Origin of the sequence: Phocaeicola coprocola DSM 17136, assembly GCF_000154845.1 — a bacterium.
Classification (GTDB): Bacteria; Bacteroidota; Bacteroidia; order Bacteroidales; family Bacteroidaceae; genus Phocaeicola; species Phocaeicola coprocola.
This window is the reverse complement of record NZ_DS981487.1, coordinates 28156-50634: the sequence shown is the minus strand read 5'-3', so window position 1 is coordinate 50634 and position 22479 is coordinate 28156. Positions and strand designations below refer to the sequence as shown.

Sequence of the window (22479 nt, the reverse complement as noted above, 5' to 3'; positions counted from 1 at the left end):
AAGAACTGTGGTATTTCTTAGGAACAATGGGGAACCAGATGGCAATTGCAGTTTTACCCACTTAATCGGAGATTCACCTTCAGGTTGTTTCACCTCCAACTTTACGGTTGGACTGTTGCAAGGCTTGCCGGTTATCCGGACTTTGGCAACCTTGGGCTGCTCAACCTGGACTGTCTTGCCTAACTTTTCGCTCCATAGCTGATGACGCTGCCAGTTCATGAACTTGTCGTAATTTACTCCATAATCCGCACAGAACTCACGAAGATCCTTGGTCTCACTGCATAACTGATAGAGGTCATATACCTCCTGGTAGTTTACTTTTTCTTTTGCCATAATCATTGTTGTTTAAGGGTTACGGCGCAAAGGTAGGTTTAGGGAACATGCGTGTCAAGGCGGAAAATAGAATGGTTACACTTATTATCACGCCTTTTTGGAAAAACTGTAGATGAATCTTTCAGAGTTTTCCCTCCATTTTATACTGACTTTGGTAAAAACATTACAGTGGGGAAAAATGTATTCATTAATGCCTGCTGTCATTTTCAAGACCACGGAGGAGTATCTTTAGGCGATGGTTGCCAGATTGGACATAATGTGGTATTTGCAACATTAAATCATGGATTAGCCCCAGAAGACCGCCAGACAACATATCCTGCCCCTATCACACTTGGAAAAAACGTATGGGTTGGATCCAACTCTACCATTCTACAAGGTGTTACCATAGGTGACAATGCGGTAATAGCAGCAGGTGCGGTAGTAACAAAAGATGTTCCCGAAAATACGATTGTGGGAGGTGTACCAGCCCGTATCATCCGAAAAATCTAATTCACCTATAAGCTATTCCCATAATTGCATAAGATTTGTTTCTCCCCAATACCAATGAGTATATCCGGCTATAACATTCTTATATCTGTACAAAGGGGTGTTGACTTCAGAACCATAAGCATCGTACAATTGTGCCACCGAATGCAAAACGTCAGAAGATGTTGTCATGGAAAAATGAAATTCATGCCCACGAAGCAACACACCTTTGTATTTCATTTCCCGATAGCCTAAATTAAGAGAAGGATGCTCTATCGTGCAGTCTATGGGTAAAATACCTGCCATATCATATATCTTACCTTTTTTGACGGTAAGCGTACGTGCCAGATACATCATTCCACCACATTCTGCAAATATTTTTCCTCCACGCTCTGCATAAGTCCGCAACTGCTGCATCATCTCTTTACGATGGTGTAAACGACGAACATATAATTCCGGATAGCCTCCAGGCAGATAAACCAGATCAGCAGCTGGAAGTTTATTATCTCTCAGGGGGCTAAAATATGTTATATGCCCCCATTTCGACAACTGCTTCAAATTTTCATGATACGTAAAACAAAAAGCCTCATCTCTGGCCACTGCAATTCTTATTTTCCGCTGAAAAACCTCATTTATACCTTCTTCCGATACATAAGGTAATGTATAAGGACATGGAAATACAGCCTGACATAAACTAATCAGCTTATCTATATCAACGTATTTTTCTATCAGGATGGATATTTTTTCTGCTACGTCATTCATCGAAGACTTGCTTGTAAGCGTAAGTCCCAAATGACGGGATGGAATATACAACTCATCAGCAAAAGGAATATAACCTAAAGCTTCAATGCCAGCATCTGTACATGCGTCCTTCAAAAAAGCATAATGCGAAGCCGATGAAACCTGATTAAATATAACTCCAGCAATCTTCACTTTTTGTGCAAAATGCTTGAATCCCCATAGCATCGGAGCAACAGAATAAGCTGCTGCCCGTGCATTTATAACCAATACAACAGGCAAATTCAGCAGATTTGCTATCTCGGCTGCACTTCCTTTATCGCGGCTATAACCATCAAACAAGCCCATAACTCCCTCTGTCACGCATACATCTGCATTTTCTGCATATAAATTATAGATGCGCTGCATGTGATGATGATGCATCATCCAAGTATCAAGATTTATCGAAAGTCGTCCAGATGCTATTGCGTGAAACTGTGTATCTATATAATCGGGACCGCATTTAAATGGCTGTACCTGTAAGCCACGTTTTTTCAGCGCACGCAACAGTCCCATCGTAAAAGTCGTTTTTCCACTACCTGAAGTAGCTGCTCCAATTAATAATTGTGGTTTCATCATGCTGCAAATGTAAAGGTTTTCTACATATCAGCGAAATATCATCCTGCATTCTTTTATAGAATATGCATTGTTTTTACTAACTTTACCGACTCAAACTCAAAGATAGAAAATATGAAATTAGGAAAATGGATTGGCGGCATCATGGGCTTTATGGCTATGGGACCGCTAGGTGCACTTGCAGGTTATGCAATCGGTTCACTGTTCGACAAAGCTGCATACGCTCCTGAAAATATGGATGCCGGCAATGAAACATATACCGGACAGAGAAATAGTTTTTTGTTCTCACTGCTTGTCATGGCTTCGTACATCATTCGCGCAGACGGAAAAATCATGCATAGCGAAATGGAATTTGTACGGCGGTTCCTGCGAACAAATTTTGGAGAAGACGCTGTAGCCGAAGGAGAGCAGATATTGCTTAACTTATTCGAACAGCGCAAACGTATGGAAGCAACCAATCCTTATGCTTTTCAGAATACCATCCGCGAATGCGGAGCACAGATTGCTGCCAACATGAGTTATGAAGAACGTTTGCAACTTCTGAGCTTCCTGGCACAAATTGCCCGCAGCGACGGAAATGTATGCGCCGCCGAAATAGATGCTTTAAAAGAAGTTGCACAGTCTATGCAATTGTCAGCCAAAGAGGTAGAGTCTATGCTGAACTTGTCTGGCAATTCTTTAGAGGAAGCTTACAAAGTTCTGGAAGTAGAACCTACGGCTACCGACGACGAGGTCCGTGCCGCCTATCGACGCCTTGCGCTGAAACACCATCCCGACCGTGTAGCAACATTGGGAGAAGACATTCGCAAGGCTGCCGAGGAAAAGTTCCAAAGCATCAACAATGCAAAGGAACGCATCTACAAGGCTAGAGGCATGAAATAATATGTGGAACAAACTCGGAGAGGTTGTCGGTTATTTCTGTTCGGTTTTCACGAATACCGATTCCGGCAGGCTCTCCGCCCACTATCCATGAACCAATGACAGGATATCGTCCGCTATAAGCCACAGGCTTTACATATTCCTGATATACATAAGCTCCCGTATTATAATCACCTTCTGTCTCTTTCAGAAGCGCATGTTCTTCCCATTGACGAATATCAACCACACTTACATTGTGCCCTTCGCGCGAGAAAACTGGTTTCTTACAAAATACTCCTTGCTGCGGACGTGACAAATAACAGGGTAATACATAAGGAGAATCAGGAAACAATTCATACAGTATACTTAAAATAGCCTTGTTCGACATCACCAGCTTCCAAATTGGTTCCAGCCACTCAACCTGAGCCAGACATCCATCCGGGCTTTCATCAATCATCCATTCCCAAGGATAAAGTTTAAAACATTTCTGAATACATTCACCGGAAGGATCATAAAAAAGACCATTTTGCAAATTCATGCTATTAATGTCAAGCACACGTGTAGAATATCCAGCTTCCATAGCAGTACTTGCCAGATATTGTAATGTTCCAGTATCTTCATGGTCATCAAGAGCTCCGACAAAGTGTATATTGCTTCCCGCAGGGAATATATCTTTCCACGATTGAACCAAACCTTCATGAATACCGTTATATTGGTCACATTCAGGAAAACATTCTTCTTTCCACTGCCACTGAATGACTGACGCTTCGAGCAGGGATGTAGGCGTATCTGCATTAAACTCCAAAATACGAGGAACACCTTTCTCGTCAAGCAGAAAATCGAAACGTCCATACAAGCTCAATTCATCCCGGTTCCAGGACTCACAGATGCGTTCACATACCTCAGCAGGTATCTGCAACATACGCTCCATAAAATCCGGCTTTTCTGAAATAATGTATTCAGCAGCCTCACAATACATACGATAGGCTTCTCTTGTCGCCTCTTCAAGTCGCTCTATTTCTGCGGGAGTAAAACGGTAATAAGCTTCCTCACGCCAATAATCACCATGAAAATCGAACCCAATAGCTTCAATTTTCTCCCTATAATCAGAGCGAGGGGTCATATTGAATCTTTCCATCTGCTCCTGATTTATCCGTGAATGCTATATGAGCGGCGGGTAGTACCAAATACATTCCCACTCGATTTCGATTTACTTGTACCCGATGGGCTGACTTTCACTCCCGAAGGAGGATTCACACGAGAGCCATTGGCATCGGTCCATGAACCAGACTTCGGATAATAATAATGAGTGGTACTCAAGCCATTAGTCAGAGAAGGCATAAGTGCCCAACGCATCAGCATCGCATTGTAAATCCAGCTATTTCCCTGACTATCTCGGTATTCTTCTTTATCTTTCGGGTTCTCAGGCAATTCTGTTTTCTGTGTACATGCCGCCAACGTCATCAGACACATGGCTGCTACCAGATAATGTCGTTTATTCATTCAACTTTATTTTTTGTGCAATAAATTCATTAGCTTTACAAAAATACGGAAAATCCAATATATAATGAGTTTATATCCAAAAACTTTGCCAATATAAGAAAAACTTTTTACTTTGCATAGAAATAGAAATACACAACAAAGGAATTATGAAAGGTATAGTTTTAGCAGGAGGTTCAGGTACCCGCCTTTACCCCATCACAAAAGGAGTTTCAAAGCAGCTGCTCCCTATTTTTGATAAGCCTATGATATATTATCCCATTTCGGTACTGATGCTTGCCGGAATCCGGGAAATACTTATTATATCTACTCCACATGATCTTCCGGGATTCCGTCGTCTATTAGGGGATGGAAGCGATTTCGGTGTTCATTTTGAATATGCAGAACAGCCCTCACCCGATGGTCTGGCGCAAGCATTCATTATTGGAGAAAAATTTATCGGTAACGATGCTGCCTGCCTGGTATTGGGTGACAATATCTTTCATGGAAATGGATTCACCGCTATGCTGAAAGAAGCTGTACGAACAGCTGAAGAAGAAGCCAAAGCAACAGTATTTGGTTATTGGGTAAGTGATCCGGAACGTTACGGTGTTGCTGAATTTGATGAGGCTGGAAATTGCCTTTCCATTGAAGAAAAGCCAGAACATCCGAAATCTAATTATGCCGTAACAGGACTTTATTTCTATCCGAACAAAGTAGTAAATGTGGCAAAAAATATAAAACCATCGGCACGTGGTGAGCTGGAAATTACAACAGTAAACCAACGCTTCCTTGCCGACGGAGAACTGAAAGTACAGACGTTAGGCCGCGGGTTTGCATGGCTTGACACAGGTACTCACGATTCACTAGCCGAAGCATCCACCTACATTGAAGTAATAGAGAAACGTCAAGGACTAAAAGTAGCATGTCTGGAAGGCATAGCTTTGCGTCATGGCTGGATCACCGCTGAGAAGATGCGTCAGCTGGCACAACCAATGCTAAAGAACCAATATGGTCAGTACCTGCTGAAAGTAATAGACGAATTGGGACTAAACGATTAAAAAACGATTATACGAAAGATGAACGTTATCAAAACAGCAATCGACGGGGTAGTCATCATTGAGCCCCGTCTGTTTAAGGACGACAGAGGATATTTTTTTGAATCTTTTTCCGAAAGAGATTTCAATGCGCAGGTACGTACCGTACGCTTTGTACAAGACAATGAGAGTAAATCAAGTTATGGTGTTTTACGCGGATTACACTTCCAAAAACCACCTTTTGCACAAAGCAAACTAGTCCGCGTTGTAAAAGGAGCTGTACTTGATGTTGCAGTTGACATCCGAAAAGGTTCTCCAACATTCGGACAGCATGTAGCAGTAGAACTGACAGAAGAAAACCACCGTCAATTTTTTATACCACGTGGTTTTGCACATGGATTCAGCGTGCTGACTGATGAAGTTATTTTCCAGTATAAATGCGATAATTTCTATGCACCTCAAAGTGAAGGAGCTATTGCCTGGGATGATCCTGCTCTTGGCATAGACTGGAAAATTCCTGCCGAGAAAGTAATTCTTTCAGAAAAAGACAAACACCATCCGCTATTGAAAGATGCAGATTGGCTGTTCTCTTACGGCAAAGAACTATACTAAAAACAACCTTAAAAAAAGTGGCATGCTTTCTAATACTATAGAGGAGGCATGCCACTTTAAAATTATCTTCCTTTTTTAATCGTCATCACGATCCATATCAATCAGATTAAATTTCAAGTCAAACTTCAAATCCCAAAAATTCGATAATCTTACTTCATATTCATAGCGGTCTTTTTCTATTTGCAAGATTTTCGCTTCTGGATAATTTGTTTTTACATATTTTACAATCTGTGCCGGAACTGCAGTTTCAGGCACCAAACCATGTTTACACTTCATCTCTTTCCAGTTACCCTGCTTGTCAAATTCCAATTTATCACCGTTAACGAACATGACATCATAAGTAACATCAAATATATCTTTATCCATTTTTGAGAAAGCCACATTACGGTCTGCAAAATGTTTTTTTACAAAACTCTGAGCCGCTTGAGGAAGCTGTTCAAAAGTGACAGGCTTATCATTGTCAGCCACTACAACCTGCATTGTAAACAAACACACCAAGAAAAATACTAACTTTTTCATAATCATAAGTTTTTAAAGAGTTATTATTTGTTTTCGTTTAATTTTCTATTGCAAAACTACCTACCGATTCTGAAAAGAATTGGGAATTTCCAAAATTTACTGTTATTTTTTCTTCAACGCCTGATTTTATCGATACACATTTACCTGAGATATCTAAATATTTGGATATTTCACTTATTTTGACGAACTTGCGAAACATAACACTTAACACAAATTTTATTAACTATGAGAACCAGCATTTATGCTCTTCTGCTTGCAGCCTTATTTACAAGTTGTACAGCTACGGAGAATCAGAAAAAACAAGACAAAACCGAGCCCGTTTCAACAACAGTTCGCCTGTTGGAAGGCGATATGCCAGATCCATCAGTAGTACGCGTAGGTAACACTTATTACATGGTACATTCGTCATTCATCTACACTCCGGGACTAGTGGTATACAGTTCAAAAAATCTCGCAGACTGGACTCCCTGCTCGGCAGCATTACCCGAATATACAGGTGACATTTGGGCTCCTGATATTTGTGTGTACGACAACCGTTTTTATATCTATTTCCCGACCCGCAATGAAAAAGGAGAAAAAACGAATATGGTTACATGGGCAGACAGCCCTGAAGGTCCATGGAGTAAACCTGTAGATCTGAAAGTAGGAGGAATAGATCCTGAGCATGTAGTGGATGAAAAAGGTAACCGATATCTATTACTCAGCGCAGGCGATTTACATCCATTAAGCGCCGACGGACTATCCATTACAGGTAAGCCTGAAATCATCTATAAAGGTTGGGAGATACCTGAAGAATGGGATATAGAAAGCTTCTCATTAGAAGGCCTGAATGTGAAAAAAATCAATGATTGGTATTATCTACTAGCGGCTGAAGGTGGAACTGCCGGACCTCCTACAGGACACATGGTAGTACAGGCACGTTCAAAAAGCGTACACGGTCCTTGGGAAAATGCGCCAGAGAATCCATTATTACGAGCTCAGTCACCACAAGAAACCTGGTGGAGTCAAGGACACGGATCAGTAGTTGATACTCCAGAAGGTAAATTGATGCTTTTTTTCCATGGATATGAGAAAGGATATCTTACGTTAGGAAGACAAACTTTAACACGTGAAGTTGTTATAGGTGATGACGGATGGCTACATCTCACAGACAAACCCGCTCCATTGCCGGAGCCTCAACGTCCGTCATTGCGTACAGCGAAAGATTTTATCTGGCAAGCAGCCGGAGAAAACTTCTCCGCACGCTTCCATATCACTCCAGAACTCATCACACTGAAAGCAAAAGGTAAAAGTCCCAAAGATGCCTCTCCCCTTCTTGCACGTGCAGGTGATCACCGGTATGAAATCGAAGCATGCCTTGAACTGAATAATGCAGAAGCTTCAGCCGGATTAGTCATCTACTACAATAAAGACATGCATTTTGGGTTAGGATTCCGTCCCGGTGAACTTCTTCGTTACCGCCGTGGAGCCGTACATACCAGCCTGCCCAAAACGGAAATAACCGTAAATGATGGAAAATGCCGCTTATGGGTACGCTTACGCAATTATGACAACATTATTTCCGGATGGTACAGCACCGACGGTAAGACATGGCACAAATATCCATGGGGATTTGACATGCAAGGCTACCATCACAATACATTGGGAGAATTCCTCTCTCTCCGTCCTGGCATATATGCAGGAGGTGAAGGTGAAGTGCATGTAACAGATTTTACCTATCGTACTTTATAACTTAATAAAAATAAAGGGAATACACTGGGTACGCAAACAAATAAATCGTAGAGCCATTTGCCGAAAAATCCAATTTCAAGAAGACGTGAATAATATGGAAATAATATAAACCGCACTTGGCAATACAGCTTTTTTGACATATCTTTGTGTTGAGAAATAAAAAAACCTATTCAGTAAAGTTTTATTTATGAGAAAAGTTGCTTTAATAACCGGTATTACCGGACAAGACGGTTCATACCTTGCCGAATTCCTTATAGAAAAAGGATATGAAGTGCACGGTATTTTACGCCGTTCTTCATCGTTCAATACGGGACGTATCGAACACCTTTACTTGGATGAATGGGTGCGCGATATGAAACAGTCACGTTTGGTGAACCTACATTGGGGAGATATGACAGACTCCAGTTCGCTTATCCGAATTATTGGTGATATTCATCCTACAGAAATCTACAATCTAGCAGCACAGAGCCATGTAAAAGTATCATTCGACGTACCAGAGTACACAGCCGAAGCCGATGCCATAGGCACGTTACGCTTATTGGAAGCTGTACGTATTTGCGGTTTGGAAAAAACCTGTCGCATCTATCAGGCTTCTACCTCAGAACTCTTTGGCAAAGTGCAGGAAGTTCCACAAAAGGAAACCACACCGTTCTATCCCCGTTCGCCTTATGGTGTAGCAAAGCAATATGGTTTCTGGATAACAAAGAACTACCGTGAAAGTTATAAAATGTTTGCTGTAAACGGTATCTTGTTCAATCATGAATCAGAACGACGTGGAGAAACTTTTGTTACACGAAAGATCACATTGGCTGCAGCACGCATTAAACAAGGATTTCAGGATAAGTTATATCTAGGTAATCTAGATGCACAACGCGACTGGGGTTATGCTAAGGATTATGTAGAATGCATGTGGCTTATTTTACAGCACAATACCCCTGAAGATTTTGTCATTGCTACAGGAGAAATGCATACCGTACGTGAATTCTGTACACTAGCTTTCCACTATTTAGGTATTGAACTTGAATGGCAAGGTAGTGGAGTAGACGAAAAAGGTATTGACCGTGAAACCGGACGAGTATTAGTTGAAGTAGATCCCAAATACTTCCGCCCATGTGAAGTAGAACAACTTTTAGGAGATCCAACGAAAGCCAAGACTCTTTTGGGATGGAATCCTACCAAAACGCCTTTTGCAGAATTAGTCCGTATCATGGTAGAGCATGATATGAAATTCGTAAAAAAATTGCATTATAAATCAATATAGCAGTGTCATTTCCTGCAAAAGACACTACTTTATTTTTACCGATAAATTCATTAAAAATGAATTTGGGGCGCGGACTTAGTGATTAAGTTCGCGTTCCTACTTTAAAAAAGAGAATCACAATGCTAGACAAATCTTCAAAAATATACGTGGCAGGACACCGAGGTCTGGTTGGATCTGCCATCTGGAATAATCTGATGCAACGCGGTTTTACCAATCTGGTAGGACGTACCCATAAAGAGCTTGATTTGTTGGATCCGATAGCAGTACGAGAGTTCTTTGACAAAGAACAGCCTGATGCCGTAGTATTAGCAGCTGCACATGTAGGAGGAATTATGGCCAACCTGCAATACCGCGCTGATTTCATTTACCGCAATTTACAGATTCAGCAGAATGTAATAGGTGAAAGTTTCCGTCACGGGGTAAAGAAATTATTGTTTTTAGGCAGTACATGCATCTACCCTCGTGAAGCGATGCAGCCAATGAAAGAAGAAGCTCTTCTTACTTCTCCGTTAGAATATACTAATGAGCCATACGCCATCGCCAAAATAGCCGGACTGAAAATGTGTGAAAGTTTCAATTTGCAGTATGGCACGAACTACATTGCTGTTATGCCAACCAACCTGTATGGTCCTAATGATAATTTTCATCTGGAAAACAGTCATGTATTGCCAGCAATGATCCGTAAAATCCATCTTGCTAAATGCTTGAATACGAATAACTGGGAAGCTGTACGAAAAGATATCAACCTGCGTCCGGTAGAAGGTGTAGACGGCAACTGCACAGACCAGGAAATTCTTGATAAACTGGCTAAATTCGGCATTACCCCTCAAGCCGTTACTTTATGGGGAACAGGCAAGCCATTACGCGAATTTTTATGGAGTGAGGAAATGGCAGACGCCAGCGTACATGTATTATTAAATGTCGATTTCAAAGATACCTATGCAGAAGGGGCAAAAGAAGTACGCAACTGCCACATCAACGTAGGTACAGGAAAAGAGCTGTCAATCCGTGAAGTTGCAGAAAAAATCATGAAAGAAATAGACTTTAAGGGCAAGCTGCAATGGGATTCATCAAAACCTGATGGCACAATGCGTAAGCTTACCAACGTTTCTAAACTTCATGCCTTAGGCTGGCATCACAAAGTAGAAATTGACGAAGGAATACATCGCCTTTACGAATGGTATCTGAAAGGTATTTGCATCAATCATCAAACGACATAATCCAATATGAAGAAACTTTTATCGCTTCCACCTAATCTGGTGGAATGTTTTCACGATATAGAGCATGCCAACCATCAAGAATGGTTCTGTACATCCGATCCGGTAGGTTCAAAGTTAGGTTCGGGTGGTGGAACTGCATGGTTATTACAAGCATGCAAAAACAGCGAAAGTGACACTACTCCACTCACAGAATGGCTTGCTCACGAAAAACGTATCCTGCTACACGCCGGCGGCCAAAGTCGGAGATTGCCCTCATATGCTCCTTCCGGTAAAATACTTACCCCAATCCCAGTTTTCCGCTGGGGACGTGGTCAAAAGCTTACACAAAACTTATTGTCACTTCAGCTTCCCCTGTATGAGCAAATCATGCAGAAAGCCCCGGAGAAATTGCATACACTTATTGCCAGCGGAGATGTATATATCCGTGCAGAACAAGCCTTACAAGAAATCCCCGATGCAGACGTTGTATGTTACGGACTGTGGGTAGATCCTGAACTGGCAAAGAATCACGGTGTATTTGTTTCATCACGCAATACTCCCGAAAAGCTGGACTTCATGCTTCAAAAGCCGAGTGTAGATGAATTAGGAGCATTGATGCAAAACTATCTGTTTCTGATGGATATTGGCATCTGGCTGCTAAGTGACCGGGCTGTAGAGTTAATGGTAAAACGTTCACTCAAAGAGGATGGATCAATCGGCTTCTACGATATGTATTCTGACTTCGGACCAGCTCTAGGCAGCCATCCTCGTATCAACGATCCCGAAATAAACAAACTTACAGTAGCAATCCTGCCATTGCCGGGTGGTGAATTTCATCACTATGGAACAAGCCGGGAGATGATTTCGTCTACACTGGCAATACAAAATTGCGTAATCGACCAGAGAGCAATTATGCACAAGAAAGTAAAGCCTCATCCGGCTATCTTCGTGCAAAATGCACTGACCGACTATACACTGACATCCGAAAACTCAGAGGTATGGATAGAAAACAGTTGCATAAGTAAAAACTGGACACTCCATAAGCGCAATATCATAACAGGAGTACCTGTCAATCAATGGCACATCAATATTCCTGAGGGAATCTGTATCGACGTCATACCGATGGGAGAAAGTAATTATGTGGCCCGTCCCTATGGATTTAATGACGCTTTCAAAGGCAGTCTGAAAGATGATTCAACCTTATATCAAGGAATACCGGTTCAGAAATGGTTATCAGACCGTGGTCTGACAGCTGATGAAATAGCATGTAACCATGATCTTCAGGCTGCACGCATATTCCCGATATGTACATCTGTCGACGAACTTGGAATTGTCATGCGTTGGATGACAGACGAGCCGAAGTTGAACGAGGGAAAAGATATCTGGATACACGCACAAAAAGTTTCAGCCGATGAGATTTCAGCTTATGCCAATCTGCGCCGTCTGACAGAGCAGCGTGAAGCTTTCCGTAAAAACAGCTGGACTGCCCTGGCTAAAAATTATGAACGCAGTGTATTCTATCAGCTCAATTTGCAAGAAGCAGCCGAAGAATATGCACATCATCAATTAGAATTACCCGCTCCCCTTCCCTCCTCTGCACCGTTAATGACCCGTATCAGCGATGCAATGTTCCGTGCACGAACATTACAACTGCGTGATTCAGACGGCCATTTGGTAGAAGAAATAGCACGGGAAGAAGAAAAAGCTTTCAGCCTGATGCGTGAAGGGCTTACTTCAACAGTCGACCATAAACAGCACCCTCGTCTTTCGGTGTATCCGGACCAGATTGTATGGGGACGCAGTCCGGTACGTATAGACTTAGCTGGAGGTTGGACAGATACCCCTCCATACAGTTTGATGGAAGGAGGAAACGTGGTAAACATTGCAATAGAGCTAAACGGTCAACCCCCGTTACAAGTCTATGTCAAACCCTGTAATGAGTATAAAATCATCCTTCGTTCCATCGACTTGGGTGCAATGGAAGTTATCACCACTTTCGATGAACTACATACATTCAATAAAGTAGGCTCTCCCTTCTCTATTCCTAAGGCAGCGTTAGTACTGGCAGGTTTCCATCCCGACTTCTCGGCAGAAAGATGTACTTCACTGGAAGAAAAATTACGTTCATTCGGAGCTGGTATAGAAGTAACACTATTGTCTGCTATTCCAGCCGGCTCAGGATTAGGAACAAGCTCTATCCTAGCCTCTACTGTATTAGGAGCAATAAACGATTTTTGTGGCTTAAACTGGGACAAACACGAAATCGGAAGCCGTACACTGATATTAGAACAGTTGCTTACAACCGGAGGCGGATGGCAAGATCAATACGGAGGCGTGCTTCAAGGTGTGAAACTCTTGCAGACACAACCCGGATGGAACCAGGAGCCAATGGTACGCTGGTTGCCAGAACACTTGTTTACACACGATGAATATCAAAAATGTCATCTATTATACTATACAGGTATCACACGTACCGCAAAAGGTATTTTGGCAGAAATCGTACGTGGCATGTTCCTCAATTCTACAGAGCACTTGAATTTACTGGGACAAATGAAACAACATGCCATCGATCTATACGATGCAATCCAGCGAAACAGTTTCGAGGAAATGGGAAGATTAATACGCAAAACATGGCAACAGAATCAGGCACTCGATTCAGGAACCAATCCTAACAGTGTAGCGGCCATTACCCAACAGATAGATGATCTTTGTTTGGGTTATAAACTTCCAGGAGCCGGAGGCGGTGGCTATCTATACATGGTTGCCAAAGACCCTGAAGCCGCCTTGCGTATTCGTAAAATACTTACCCAGAACCCGCCAAACGACCGTGCCCGTTTTGTAGAAATGAGCCTTTCCAATAAAGGTCTGGAGGTAAGCCGTAGTTAATAACTATCAAACAAAAACATATGAAACCAAAAATAGGACTGGTGCAAACGGCCGACGGGGTAAATTACCTCGTCCCGTTTGTACTTATCACTACACTATTCTTTTTATGGGGATTTGCACATAGCATTCTGGATGTGCTGAACAAACATTTTCAAGATGCATTAAGTATTTCAAAAACTCATTCAGCACTTATACAAGCGGTAGTTTATGGGGGTTACTTTCTGATGGCCATGCCAGCAGGAGAAATAATCCGTCGTCATGGCTATCGGGCAGGAGTTGTCACTGGGTTATTGCTTTATGGCATCGGTGCACTCATGTTTATCCCCGGAGAACAGATCATGTCTTTCGAATTTTTCTTACTCTCACTGTTTATTATCGGATGTGGATTAACCTGCCTAGAAACAGCAGCCAACCCATATGTAACGGTGTTAGGCGATAAAGACTCCGCCGAAAGACGAATAAACCTGGCACAATCATTCAATGGACTGGGCTGGATCTGCGGCCCACTGGTAGGAGGCTTGTTCCTCTTTGCCGCAGATGGAGGAAGCGGAAGTGTTGCTATCCCCTATGCCATCATCGGCATATTAGTTCTGCTCGTAGCAATTGTTTTCTCACGCATTCATCTGCCTGAAATTACACTTGCCGAAGAGCCAGTCGAAACTGCAAACAATAAGCAAAGTTCTTTATGGCAGCATCGCAATTTTACCTTCGGACTGATAGCTCTGTTTTTTTATGTTGCAGCTCAAACAGGTATTAACAGTTTCTTCATCAATTATGTGACAGAGCACATCAGTATATCCGCACGTGAGGCAGCCCTCTGGTTGTCATTTGTCGGCATGGGACTTTTTATGGCCGGCAGAATGGGAGGAAGCTGGCTGATGGGATTCATCCGTGCCGAACGTTTATTAACGTATATGGCGGCAGGAGCTATTCTAGCCATGATCTTAGTGATGTTAGGTATGGGAGTCATATCGGTAGGAGCATTTTTTCTTTGCCTCCTATGCGAATCTATTATGTTTCCCACCATTTTCGCACTTGCCATACGAGGTGTAGGTGAACATACTAAACGCGCATCTTCCTATCTTATTATGAGTATTGTAGGAGGAGCCATAGCTCCCATAATTATGGGATACATCGCAGATACAATAAGCACAGCTACAGGCTTTATCGTTCCGTTGCTTTGTTTTATTGTCATCTTGGCCTATGCAATCCATTTGCAAAAGAATAACCGCTAAATAAAAAAGCCTGATGCAAAGTTAAACACCATGCATCAGGCTGACAAATAACTCGAAAGATTATATTCAGAGCGTATAAATCAATTTACATAAACTGTATCAAAATACTTTTCAAATAACGTCCGGGCTTCTTCCAGTTGCTCGGGCGTATTTTGTTTCACACCTTTCAGTTTATACTCCAGCTTCATTGCTTCATATTTATGTACTCCTAAGGTATGATACGGAAGAATTTCCACCCGTTGTATCATGCGATAATCTTTAAAATTCTCTCCTAACGCCTCAATATCTTCCCGAAAGAAGCTATAGCCCTGCACCAGTACATAACGCAGCCAAAATGGTTTTCCATTTTCTTCCAGCCATGCCGCCGTACGAAGTGTTTGCTCATTGCTACGTGAGGTAAGAGTCTTATGACGTTCATTATTGAATTCTTTCACATCAAGCAAAACTAAGTCTGCCAGTGAAAAGAGTTCTTTTACATCTTCATTCCAGATACCCCCGTTAGTATCAACGCAGATATGAATACCTTCCTCCTTTAACATCCGAAACAATGGAATCAGCGCTTTAGCCTGAAAAGTCGGTTCACCTCCACTAAATGTAATTCCCCCTTTCTTTCCGAAAAAAGGTTTCTGACTGACAGCCATCTTCAAAATATCTTCAGGAGAAGTTTCCTTACTCTCTCCCTTTGCATCAATGGTATCAGGGTTGGCACAATACAAACAACGGAAATTACAGCCCTGCAAAAAGACAACAAGGCGAATCCCCGGACCATCGTACGTACCAAGCGATTCATATGAATGTACTCTAATCATCTGTTCAATATTAATTAAAGAAAAAACATTTGCCGCCCAGCTCAGCGAGGAGAACGACAAATGTTTTACATATCAAGTAATGATTACAAAAATCACATACGTTCGTGGAAGCTACGAGAAATAACCTCCAACTGATGCTCGCGGCTCAATTTAATGAAGTTGACAGCATATCCGGAAACACGAATCGTAAGTTGCGGATATTTTTCCGGATGCTCCATAGCATCTTCCAGCATCTCACGGTTCAGCACATTTACGTTCAGGTGATGAGCACCCTTGATAAAATAGCCATCCATCATTGTAACAAGATTCTCTACACGATTCTCCATATCTACACCAAGCGATTTCGGAACAATAGAGAACGTATTACTGATACCGTCCTGTGAGTCACGATAACGCAATTTAGCAACCGAGCTCAAAGAAGCGACAGCACCATTCTTATCACGTCCGTGCATCGGGTTAGCACCTGGAGCAAAAGCAACACCTTTTGCACGTCCATCAGGAGTTGCACCAGTCTTCTTACCATACATCACATTTGAAGTAATAGTAAGAATAGACAATGTTGGTTTTGCATTCTTGTATACCGGAAGCTTCTTCAATTCCTCATCAAAATAATAAATCAAGTCGACAGCCAAATGGTCTACACGGTCATCATCATTACCGAAGCATGGGAATTCGCCATCGATATCAAAGCTTTCAGTCAGGCCGATTTCATTACGTTTAGCGGTAACTTTAGCATATTTGATAGCCGAAAGTGAATCGACAGCAATAGACATACCCGCTACACCATACGCCAGATTGATAACCGGATTTGTATCAACAAATGCCATCTGAGCTTTTTCATAATAATATTTATCATGCATGTAGTGAATGATGTTCATCGCTTCGTTATACACACGAGCCATTTCTTTCAAGACCTTCTTATAGTTAGCCAGCACCTCTTCGTAGTTCAGTACATCTCCCGTCAGCACAGGAATATCCTTCACCATCAGTGTTCCTGTATTTTCACAGCGTCCACCATTAATAGCCAGCAACAAAGCTTTAGCCAGATTACAACGTGCACCGAAGAACTGAATATGACGACCTATATCCTGATAAGACACACAGCATGCGATACCATAGTCATCCGAATTACGTACCTCACGCATCAAATCATCATTTTCATACTGGATAGATGATGTATCAATCGACACACGAGCACAGAAATCCTTGAATCCTTCCGGCAACTGCGGACTCCACAGAACAGTCAAGTTAGGTTCTGGAGAAGGACCCAGGTTATAAAGAGTCTGGAGGAAACGGAATGAAGTCTTTGTGACTTTCGTACGGCCATCATTAAAACGTCCACCAATAGATTCCGTTACCCAAGTCGGGTCACCGGCAAAGATATCCGTATAAGCCTGCATACGAAGATGACGCACCATACGCAACTTAATGACAAACTGGTCAATCAACTCCTGAGCATGCAACTCATCAAGATTTCCGTGAGCCATATCATACTCAATATAAATATCAAGGAATGACGAAACATTACCAAGTGACATTGCAGCACCATCCTGTTCTTTCACAGCAGCCAGGTAAGCCATATATACCCACTGAACAGCTTCCTGTGCAGTAGTAGCCGGACGACTCAAATCGAGTCCGTACTGCTGTCCCATCACTTTTATTTCCTTCAAAGCCTTAATTTGCTCTGCCACTTCTTCACGCAATCTGATTCGCTCATCAGTCATAGGACCTGTAAGATGACGTAAATCGTCCTGTTTTGCCTCAATCAGACGATCAATACCATACAATGCCAAACGACGGTAATCACCGATTATACGTCCACGAGCATAATTATCAGGTAATCCAGTCAAAAATCCCAAAGAGCGGAACGAACGAATCTCTTCAGTATATGCATCAAATACACCATCGTTATGCGTTTTGCGATAATGGGTAAAAATATCTTTTACCTTAGGGTCAACCTCTACTCCGTTTTCGCGGCACGCTTTTTCTACCACCTTAATACCTCCAAAAGGTTTGATGGCACGGCGTAACACTTCATCAGTTTGCAATCCTACAATCACTTCGTTATCCTTGTCAATATATCCAGCTGCAAAAGATGTGATAGTAGAAACTGTAGAAGGATCGAGCGAGCGTACTCCGTTGTTTGCACGTTCTTCAGCCAAAGCTTCCAGACACTTGTTCCATACAGCCTTTGTACGTTCGGTAGGACCAGCCAAAAATGAGGCGTCGCCTTCGTAAGGGGTAATGTTAGTCTTTACGAAATCGGTAACGTTGATTTCATGGTTCCAACGACCTTCTTTAAAATTCATTGCCATAATTGATAATTTAATCTAGTTTTTACTCTATTTGAAAACCGAATGCAAAGATAGTCAATAAAGCCTAATTATACAATACCTAAAATTAGTGATATTATCAATTTGCAACAGTTACAAAAATGAATATAAAAATCCCAACCTTTGAAAAATTAAAATACATCCGACAAATACAGACAAGCAGTCCGACTCAAAGAAAAAAATAAAAATCTTAATCAGTTTAGAATCAGAAAACTATCGAAACAACACCATAGAAGGCATAAAAAAAGTATCGCAAAAGTTTGCACAAATCAAAAAATCCATCTATCTTCGCACCGCGTTTGAGAGAAAACGTAAGCAGAAACAATAAATTTGGAAGTTTGGGTGAGTGGCTGAAACCAGCAGTTTGCTAAACTGCCGTACGGGTAACCGTACCGGGGGTTCGAATCCCCCAGCTTCCGCTTTTAGTTTCTACAGATATGGCGCTTTCGTCTAGTGGCCCAGGACGCGGCCCTCTCACGGCTGAAACACGGGTTCGATTCCCGTATGCGCTACATTTGGAAGTTTGGGTGAGTGGCTGAAACCAGCAGTTTGCTAAACTGCCGTACGGGTAACCGTACCGGGGGTTCGAATCCCCCAGCTTCCGCAACGACCTAAGAAATTAGGAGGAAAGAAATAGACAAGTCCCGTAAAATCAATGTTTTACGGGACTTTTTTTTATTTATCCGACGAACAATCGAAAGACACTAAAATGGGTCAGTAGAAATTTAGTGGGGATACGCATATAGCTTCGCAATGCGGAATAAAAAGAACTTCTTATCAGCTACTCCTCTTAGATTTGCTCTGAACAGTTTAATTTTTGCATTGAACGATTCTGCCATCGCATTTGAAGAACGATGGTTGTAGAAATTCAGTATTTCATCATAGTGCTCATAGAAAGTAGCAGCAATGACATTAAAAGAATGCATCCCTGCTTCTTCTACTTTATTATACCATCGTGCCATAGCCAAACGTGCAGCGTCCTTTATGGTGTTCTTAGAGAAAATCATCCGCAGGGAATGGCACAAACCGTATGCCTTTTTGATGTCAGGGTATTCCTCAAATAGGATTGCTGCCCTTTGCTTCTGTTTTTCCGTCCATTTATCAGCTGACTTGAAAAGCAGATACCGGGAGCGTATAAGTAATTCCCTACGGGTGTCGCCATTGGAATATCGGTATGGGACATAATCTTCGTTCTTCCGCTTAGCTTCTTCCATTTCCTCATTGGCCTGCTGTATGGCATCCCAACGGTGTTTGATGCGTAATTCCTGCACGGCATCACAAGCTAATTTCTGAATGTGAAAACGGTCTATTACACGGCTGGCTTCAGGAAATGCAGTCCGTACAATCTTGCGCATGGAGTCTGAAAGGTCAAGTGTCACTTCTTTAACGGCATAACGGCTTTCCTCGTCAATTCGTTGCAGCACAGCTATTACATCCTCTGATTTAGTTCCTGCCACGACAGCTACCAGGGAGCACTCTCTCGTACAGGCATCACGGTTGGTTACAAAGGTGTAAAGTTCACCGTTGGAGAGTGAGGTCTCGTCAATCGCCAGATACGGTCCCATATTTTCCGGAAACAGCATCCATTCACCGGCATGGGATAACTGTTCCCAATTACGATATCCGCTGAGAACCTCCTTGTACTGTTTTTCAAATGTATGACCATCTATATGATAGAATTCCTCAAGCGTACGGCAGGTCACTGGGGATGTCTCCATACGTTTCTTTTAAAAAAGCCCCAAATTCTTTGGAGTATCTGGTTCCCTTGGCTACAACATCGAGGTCGATGGGAATACTGAAACTTTTACCTGCGCGCAAGTCCGTCCAACGACGACGTCTGATCTTGAGGATTACCTTATGGTCCCGTATGGGAAAGTCTGTCACATTAACAGCTTCCATAAAACCTTTGGATTCAAAATGTTCGTCATTGCTTAACTTGGGATTCATCTTTTCATCCAGACTAATATGAATCTCTTGAGAGGTTTGTTCAACTCCAGAGATAAGAAAGTAATCTAATATCTGAGCCGGCAACACGAGGCTGGCTAGCATGTTCAAATAATCGTTTTTCATAATGCGAAGTAAGCAATACTTTACGAGTATAAAAAATAATCCCCACGAAATTTCTACTGACCCACTAAAATGCCTACTTCTGACAAAGTTCCGTTACTAAATCGTTACTAAAAATCAGCCTGTAAAAATAGTAACGATTACAAGCCTCAAAACGAAATGTGATTATTCCCCAAAACGAATTGTGATTTTTCTTCTTAAAAATACAAAAAGCTAAGAGGTTAATTATCCCCTAGCTTTATATATACTTTTTAAATAGTATTTAAATATTACTTAAATACAATGCTATTCTTTTGGGTATAGCATTACATCTGTATAAGTGGAATTACAATTCATTCTCGCATTAAATTCCGCTTTATTGGCATTCTTAAAAGGATTGCCAATATTAGGATGATTGCTCATCCGCCCTACGCTGTAAAATTAAAGGCTTTCAGCCAAAATTCATATAGGAATATAGCTTTTTCTGCTCCAAGAGATATTACATTTACGCACACAATTTGTAAGCAAAACACATTACTTATACCCTATGCCACTATATAAAACAATAAAAATACTATTTAACACAATAATATTTGCTTACATAATGTTAGTTTATATCTTTGCGATATAATAATAACAACTAAATATTAATGCCTTATGGAAAATATCAAAAATACAAGAACAGAACATGATTTGCTGGGAACAAGAGAACTTCCGGCAGACGCACTATATGGAATACAGACACTGAGAGGTATTGAAAATTTCTCAATAAGTAAGTTCAAATTGCAGGATTATCCTCTTTTCATTCACGGACTGGCATATACAAAACTTGCTGCTGCAAAAGCTAACAACGCTTTAGGTTTAGTTAGCGACGAACAACTGAAAAGCATCGAAGCTGCATGTAAAGATATTCTCGACGGAAAATATCACGACCAGTTCCAGGTGGATATGATTCAAGGTGGAGCCGGAACAAGTACCAATATGAATGCCAACGAAGTAATTGCTAACATAGCATTATTGCATCTTGGAAAGAAAGCTGGAGAATATGAATTCTGCTCACCTCACGACACAATAAACCGCTCGCAGTCAACCAACGATGCTTATCCAACAGCTATCCACATGGGACTTTACGCAAGCCATCTTAAATTCTTACCGCATCTTGAAGCTCTGATTGAAGCTTTGCAGAAAAAAGGTGATGAATTTGCTCACATTATAAAGATGGGACGCACACAGCTGGAAGATGCCGTGCCGATGACACTTGGACAAACTTTCTATGGTTTTGCAAGTATCCTGAGAAATGAAATAAAACATCTTAACGAAGCTGCGGCAGATTTCCTTGTTGTGAATATGGGTTCAACAGCCATTGGTACAGGAATATGTTCCGAACCGGGTTATGCTGAAAAGACTATCGAAGCATTGAAGGAAATAACAGGTTGGGAAGTAAGTCTTGCCGATGATTGGGTAGGCGCGACTTCCGACACTTCATGTATGGTGGGTTATATGTCTGCACTGAAAAGAGTAGCTGTTAAAATTAATAAGATATGTAATGACTTGAGATTACTTGCCAGCGGTCCGCGTTGCGGATTCGGAGAGATAAATCTTCCTGCACGTCAGCCGGGTTCATCAATCATGCCGGGAAAAGTAAATCCGGTAATACCTGAAGTTATGAGCCAGATTGCTTTCAAGGTCATGGGAAATGAACTTTGTGTAACTATGGCAGGCGAAGCATCACAGATGGAACTCAACGCTATGGAGCCGATAATGGCACAATGCTGTTTCGAATCTATTGATTTATTGATAAACGGTTTCGATACTTTGCGTACATTGTGTATCGACGGAATCACCGCAAACGAAGAAGCTTGCCGCAATGAAGTTAAGCGCAGTATCGGTGTTGTAACAGCTCTGAATCCGTATATTGGTTATGATCACTCAACTTATATTGCAAAGAAAGCAATGGAAACAGGACGAAGCGTTTACGACCTTGTTCTTGAAGAAGGAATTCTTACTCAGGAAGATTTGGATACAATCCTTGATCCTAAGAATATGATTAAGCCGGTGAAGCTGGATATAAAGGCTAGAAAATGAACTGAAATTAATCCTGACAAGCACGGAAATATTTTGGCTGAAAGCCTTAAATTATATAGTACAGGCCAATGCCCGTATTTCAGGGCGTATTTGGTATGGGGTATTCAAAACGTAGGGCACTGCCCTACGTTGTAAAATTAAAGGCTTTCAGCCAAAATTCATAATTGAAACATGTAAAGATTCGTCAAAAGAGTGTTTTGAAGGCGGAGATTTTAATAAAGACATAAATGATGATTGG

At 41.7% G+C, this 22479-nt stretch carries 19 protein-coding genes and 3 tRNA genes; 13 read left to right on the top strand and 9 right to left on the bottom strand.

Features of this window, described 5'->3' with window-relative positions; translation table 11 throughout:
• Positions 1-333 (bottom strand): hypothetical protein (locus BACCOP_RS12120; RefSeq protein WP_185150253.1); only part of this gene is annotated, 333 nt, incomplete at its 3' end.
• A gap of 51 nt (positions 334-384) precedes the next feature.
• Between BACCOP_RS12120 and BACCOP_RS12115 the strand changes: the two genes are divergently transcribed.
• Positions 385-822 (top strand): DapH/DapD/GlmU-related protein, encoded by a 438-nt coding sequence (locus BACCOP_RS12115; RefSeq protein ID WP_007569471.1) that lies wholly within the window; start codon positions 385-387, stop codon positions 820-822.
• Positions 823-834: 12 nt separating this feature from the next.
• Here BACCOP_RS12115 and BACCOP_RS12110 read toward each other — a convergent pair whose 3' ends face one another.
• Positions 835-2151 (bottom strand): cobyrinate a,c-diamide synthase, encoded by a 1317-nt coding sequence (locus tag BACCOP_RS12110; protein WP_040312052.1) that lies wholly within the window; start codon positions 2149-2151, stop codon positions 835-837.
• A gap of 114 nt (positions 2152-2265) precedes the next feature.
• Between BACCOP_RS12110 and BACCOP_RS12105 the strand changes: the two genes are divergently transcribed.
• The gene (locus tag BACCOP_RS12105) at positions 2266-3033 is read left to right on the top strand and encodes a DnaJ domain-containing protein (protein WP_007569466.1); all 768 of its coding nucleotides are present in this window, start codon (positions 2266-2268) and stop codon (positions 3031-3033) included.
• On the opposite strand, the gene BACCOP_RS12100 is transcribed toward BACCOP_RS12105, so the two are convergent.
• Both BACCOP_RS12100 and BACCOP_RS12095 read right to left on the bottom strand, forming a co-directional pair.
• Positions 3017-4147 (bottom strand): glutathionylspermidine synthase family protein, encoded by a 1131-nt coding sequence (locus BACCOP_RS12100; RefSeq protein WP_007569463.1) that lies wholly within the window; start codon positions 4145-4147, stop codon positions 3017-3019. The genes BACCOP_RS12105 and BACCOP_RS12100 overlap by 17 nt on opposite strands.
• Positions 4148-4158: 11 nt before the next feature.
• Positions 4159-4512, bottom strand: coding sequence for a hypothetical protein (locus BACCOP_RS12095; protein WP_007569461.1), 354 nt, complete (start codon positions 4510-4512; stop codon positions 4159-4161).
• Between the two features lie 146 nt (positions 4513-4658).
• Here BACCOP_RS12095 and rfbA point away from each other — a divergent pair, with 146 nt between their 5' ends.
• The gene (rfbA, locus tag BACCOP_RS12090) at positions 4659-5549 is read left to right on the top strand and encodes a glucose-1-phosphate thymidylyltransferase RfbA (protein ID WP_007569460.1); all 891 of its coding nucleotides are present in this window, start codon (positions 4659-4661) and stop codon (positions 5547-5549) included.
• Positions 5550-5567: 18 nt separating this feature from the next.
• On the top strand, positions 5568-6137 hold the full coding sequence (gene rfbC, locus BACCOP_RS12085; RefSeq protein WP_007569459.1) for a dTDP-4-dehydrorhamnose 3,5-epimerase: 570 nt from the start codon (positions 5568-5570) through the stop codon (positions 6135-6137).
• Between the two features lie 75 nt (positions 6138-6212).
• Here the strand turns inward: rfbC and BACCOP_RS12080 are convergent, their stop codons facing one another.
• The gene (locus BACCOP_RS12080; RefSeq protein ID WP_022126509.1) at positions 6213-6656 is read right to left on the bottom strand and encodes a PepSY-like domain-containing protein; all 444 of its coding nucleotides are present in this window, start codon (positions 6654-6656) and stop codon (positions 6213-6215) included.
• A 225-nt stretch (positions 6657-6881) separates the two neighbouring features.
• On the opposite strand from BACCOP_RS12080, the gene BACCOP_RS12075 reads away from it, so the two are divergent.
• From BACCOP_RS12075 to BACCOP_RS12055, 5 genes are all read left to right on the top strand, one after another.
• On the top strand, positions 6882-8387 hold the full coding sequence (locus tag BACCOP_RS12075; RefSeq protein WP_007569457.1) for a family 43 glycosylhydrolase: 1506 nt from the start codon (positions 6882-6884) through the stop codon (positions 8385-8387).
• A gap of 187 nt (positions 8388-8574) precedes the next feature.
• Complete coding sequence (gmd, locus tag BACCOP_RS12070; RefSeq protein ID WP_007569456.1) at positions 8575-9648, top strand: GDP-mannose 4,6-dehydratase; 1074 nt, start codon at positions 8575-8577, stop codon at positions 9646-9648.
• 119 nt (positions 9649-9767) lie between these two features.
• On the top strand, positions 9768-10868 hold the full coding sequence (locus BACCOP_RS12065) for a GDP-L-fucose synthase family protein (protein ID WP_007569455.1): 1101 nt from the start codon (positions 9768-9770) through the stop codon (positions 10866-10868).
• A gap of 6 nt (positions 10869-10874) precedes the next feature.
• Positions 10875-13733 (top strand): bifunctional fucokinase/fucose-1-phosphate guanylyltransferase, encoded by a 2859-nt coding sequence (locus BACCOP_RS12060; protein ID WP_007569454.1) that lies wholly within the window; start codon positions 10875-10877, stop codon positions 13731-13733.
• 20 nt (positions 13734-13753) lie between these two features.
• Complete coding sequence (locus BACCOP_RS12055) at positions 13754-14968, top strand: sugar MFS transporter (protein WP_007569453.1); 1215 nt, start codon at positions 13754-13756, stop codon at positions 14966-14968.
• 80 nt (positions 14969-15048) lie between these two features.
• Here the strand turns inward: BACCOP_RS12055 and pflA are convergent, their stop codons facing one another.
• Positions 15049-15777 carry a pyruvate formate-lyase-activating protein gene (gene pflA / locus BACCOP_RS12050; RefSeq protein WP_007569452.1) on the bottom strand — a complete coding sequence of 243 codons (729 nt, stop codon included), beginning with the start codon at positions 15775-15777 and terminating at the stop codon, positions 15049-15051.
• Between the two features lie 92 nt (positions 15778-15869).
• Positions 15870-18092, bottom strand: coding sequence for a formate C-acetyltransferase (gene pflB, locus BACCOP_RS12045; protein WP_007569450.1), 2223 nt, complete (start codon positions 18090-18092; stop codon positions 15870-15872).
• Positions 18093-18442: 350 nt separating this feature from the next.
• Here pflB and BACCOP_RS12040 point away from each other — a divergent pair.
• The 3 genes from BACCOP_RS12040 (at position 18443) to BACCOP_RS12030 (ending at position 18714) form a co-directional block, all read left to right on the top strand.
• A tRNA-Ser gene (locus BACCOP_RS12040) sits at positions 18443-18529 on the top strand.
• Between the two features lie 20 nt (positions 18530-18549).
• A tRNA-Glu gene (locus BACCOP_RS12035) sits at positions 18550-18622 on the top strand.
• Between the two features lie 5 nt (positions 18623-18627).
• Positions 18628-18714, top strand: a tRNA-Ser gene (locus tag BACCOP_RS12030).
• Positions 18715-18835: 121 nt separating this feature from the next.
• Here the strand turns inward: BACCOP_RS12030 and BACCOP_RS12025 are convergent.
• Together BACCOP_RS12025 and BACCOP_RS12020 are read right to left on the bottom strand one after the other, a co-directional pair.
• A complete protein-coding gene (locus tag BACCOP_RS12025; protein WP_185150252.1) occupies positions 18836-19828 on the bottom strand; it encodes an ISAon1 family transposase in 993 nt (330 codons plus the stop codon).
• The gene (locus BACCOP_RS12020; protein ID WP_007569446.1) at positions 19794-20180 is read right to left on the bottom strand and encodes an ISAon1 family transposase N-terminal region protein; all 387 of its coding nucleotides are present in this window, start codon (positions 20178-20180) and stop codon (positions 19794-19796) included. The genes BACCOP_RS12025 and BACCOP_RS12020 overlap by 35 nt, the downstream gene beginning before the upstream one ends.
• 633 nt (positions 20181-20813) lie before the next feature.
• Between BACCOP_RS12020 and BACCOP_RS12015 the strand changes: the two genes are divergently transcribed.
• Positions 20814-22241 carry an aspartate ammonia-lyase gene (locus BACCOP_RS12015; RefSeq protein WP_007569444.1) on the top strand — a complete coding sequence of 476 codons (1428 nt, stop codon included), beginning with the start codon at positions 20814-20816 and terminating at the stop codon, positions 22239-22241.
• The last annotated feature ends 238 nt before the right edge of the window (positions 22242-22479 follow it).

Bases quoted from the DNA above. Each gene is read 5' to 3' on its own strand.
- BACCOP_RS12110 (WP_040312052.1), bottom strand. From the start codon at position 2,151: ATGAAACCACAATTATTAATTGGAGCAGCTACTTCAGGTAGTGGAAAA.
- BACCOP_RS12105 (WP_007569466.1), top strand. From the start codon at position 2,266: ATGAAATTAGGAAAATGGATTGGCGGCATCATGGGCTTTATGGCTATG.
- BACCOP_RS12100 (WP_007569463.1), bottom strand. From the start codon at position 4,147: ATGGAAAGATTCAATATGACCCCTCGCTCTGATTATAGGGAGAAAATT.
- BACCOP_RS12095 (WP_007569461.1), bottom strand. From the start codon at position 4,512: ATGAATAAACGACATTATCTGGTAGCAGCCATGTGTCTGATGACGTTG.
- rfbA (WP_007569460.1), top strand. From the start codon at position 4,659: ATGAAAGGTATAGTTTTAGCAGGAGGTTCAGGTACCCGCCTTTACCCC.
- rfbC (WP_007569459.1), top strand. From the start codon at position 5,568: ATGAACGTTATCAAAACAGCAATCGACGGGGTAGTCATCATTGAGCCC.
- BACCOP_RS12080 (WP_022126509.1), bottom strand. From the start codon at position 6,656: ATGAAAAAGTTAGTATTTTTCTTGGTGTGTTTGTTTACAATGCAGGTT.
- BACCOP_RS12075 (WP_007569457.1), top strand. From the start codon at position 6,882: ATGAGAACCAGCATTTATGCTCTTCTGCTTGCAGCCTTATTTACAAGT.
- gmd (WP_007569456.1), top strand. From the start codon at position 8,575: ATGAGAAAAGTTGCTTTAATAACCGGTATTACCGGACAAGACGGTTCA.
- BACCOP_RS12065 (WP_007569455.1), top strand. From the start codon at position 9,768: ATGCTAGACAAATCTTCAAAAATATACGTGGCAGGACACCGAGGTCTG.
- BACCOP_RS12060 (WP_007569454.1), top strand. From the start codon at position 10,875: ATGAAGAAACTTTTATCGCTTCCACCTAATCTGGTGGAATGTTTTCAC.
- BACCOP_RS12055 (WP_007569453.1), top strand. From the start codon at position 13,754: ATGAAACCAAAAATAGGACTGGTGCAAACGGCCGACGGGGTAAATTAC.
- pflA (WP_007569452.1), bottom strand. From the start codon at position 15,777: ATGATTAGAGTACATTCATATGAATCGCTTGGTACGTACGATGGTCCG.
- pflB (WP_007569450.1), bottom strand. From the start codon at position 18,092: ATGGCAATGAATTTTAAAGAAGGTCGTTGGAACCATGAAATCAACGTT.
- BACCOP_RS12025 (WP_185150252.1), bottom strand. From the start codon at position 19,828: ATGGAGACATCCCCAGTGACCTGCCGTACGCTTGAGGAATTCTATCAT.
- BACCOP_RS12020 (WP_007569446.1), bottom strand. From the start codon at position 20,180: ATGAAAAACGATTATTTGAACATGCTAGCCAGCCTCGTGTTGCCGGCT.
- BACCOP_RS12015 (WP_007569444.1), top strand. From the start codon at position 20,814: ATGGAAAATATCAAAAATACAAGAACAGAACATGATTTGCTGGGAACA.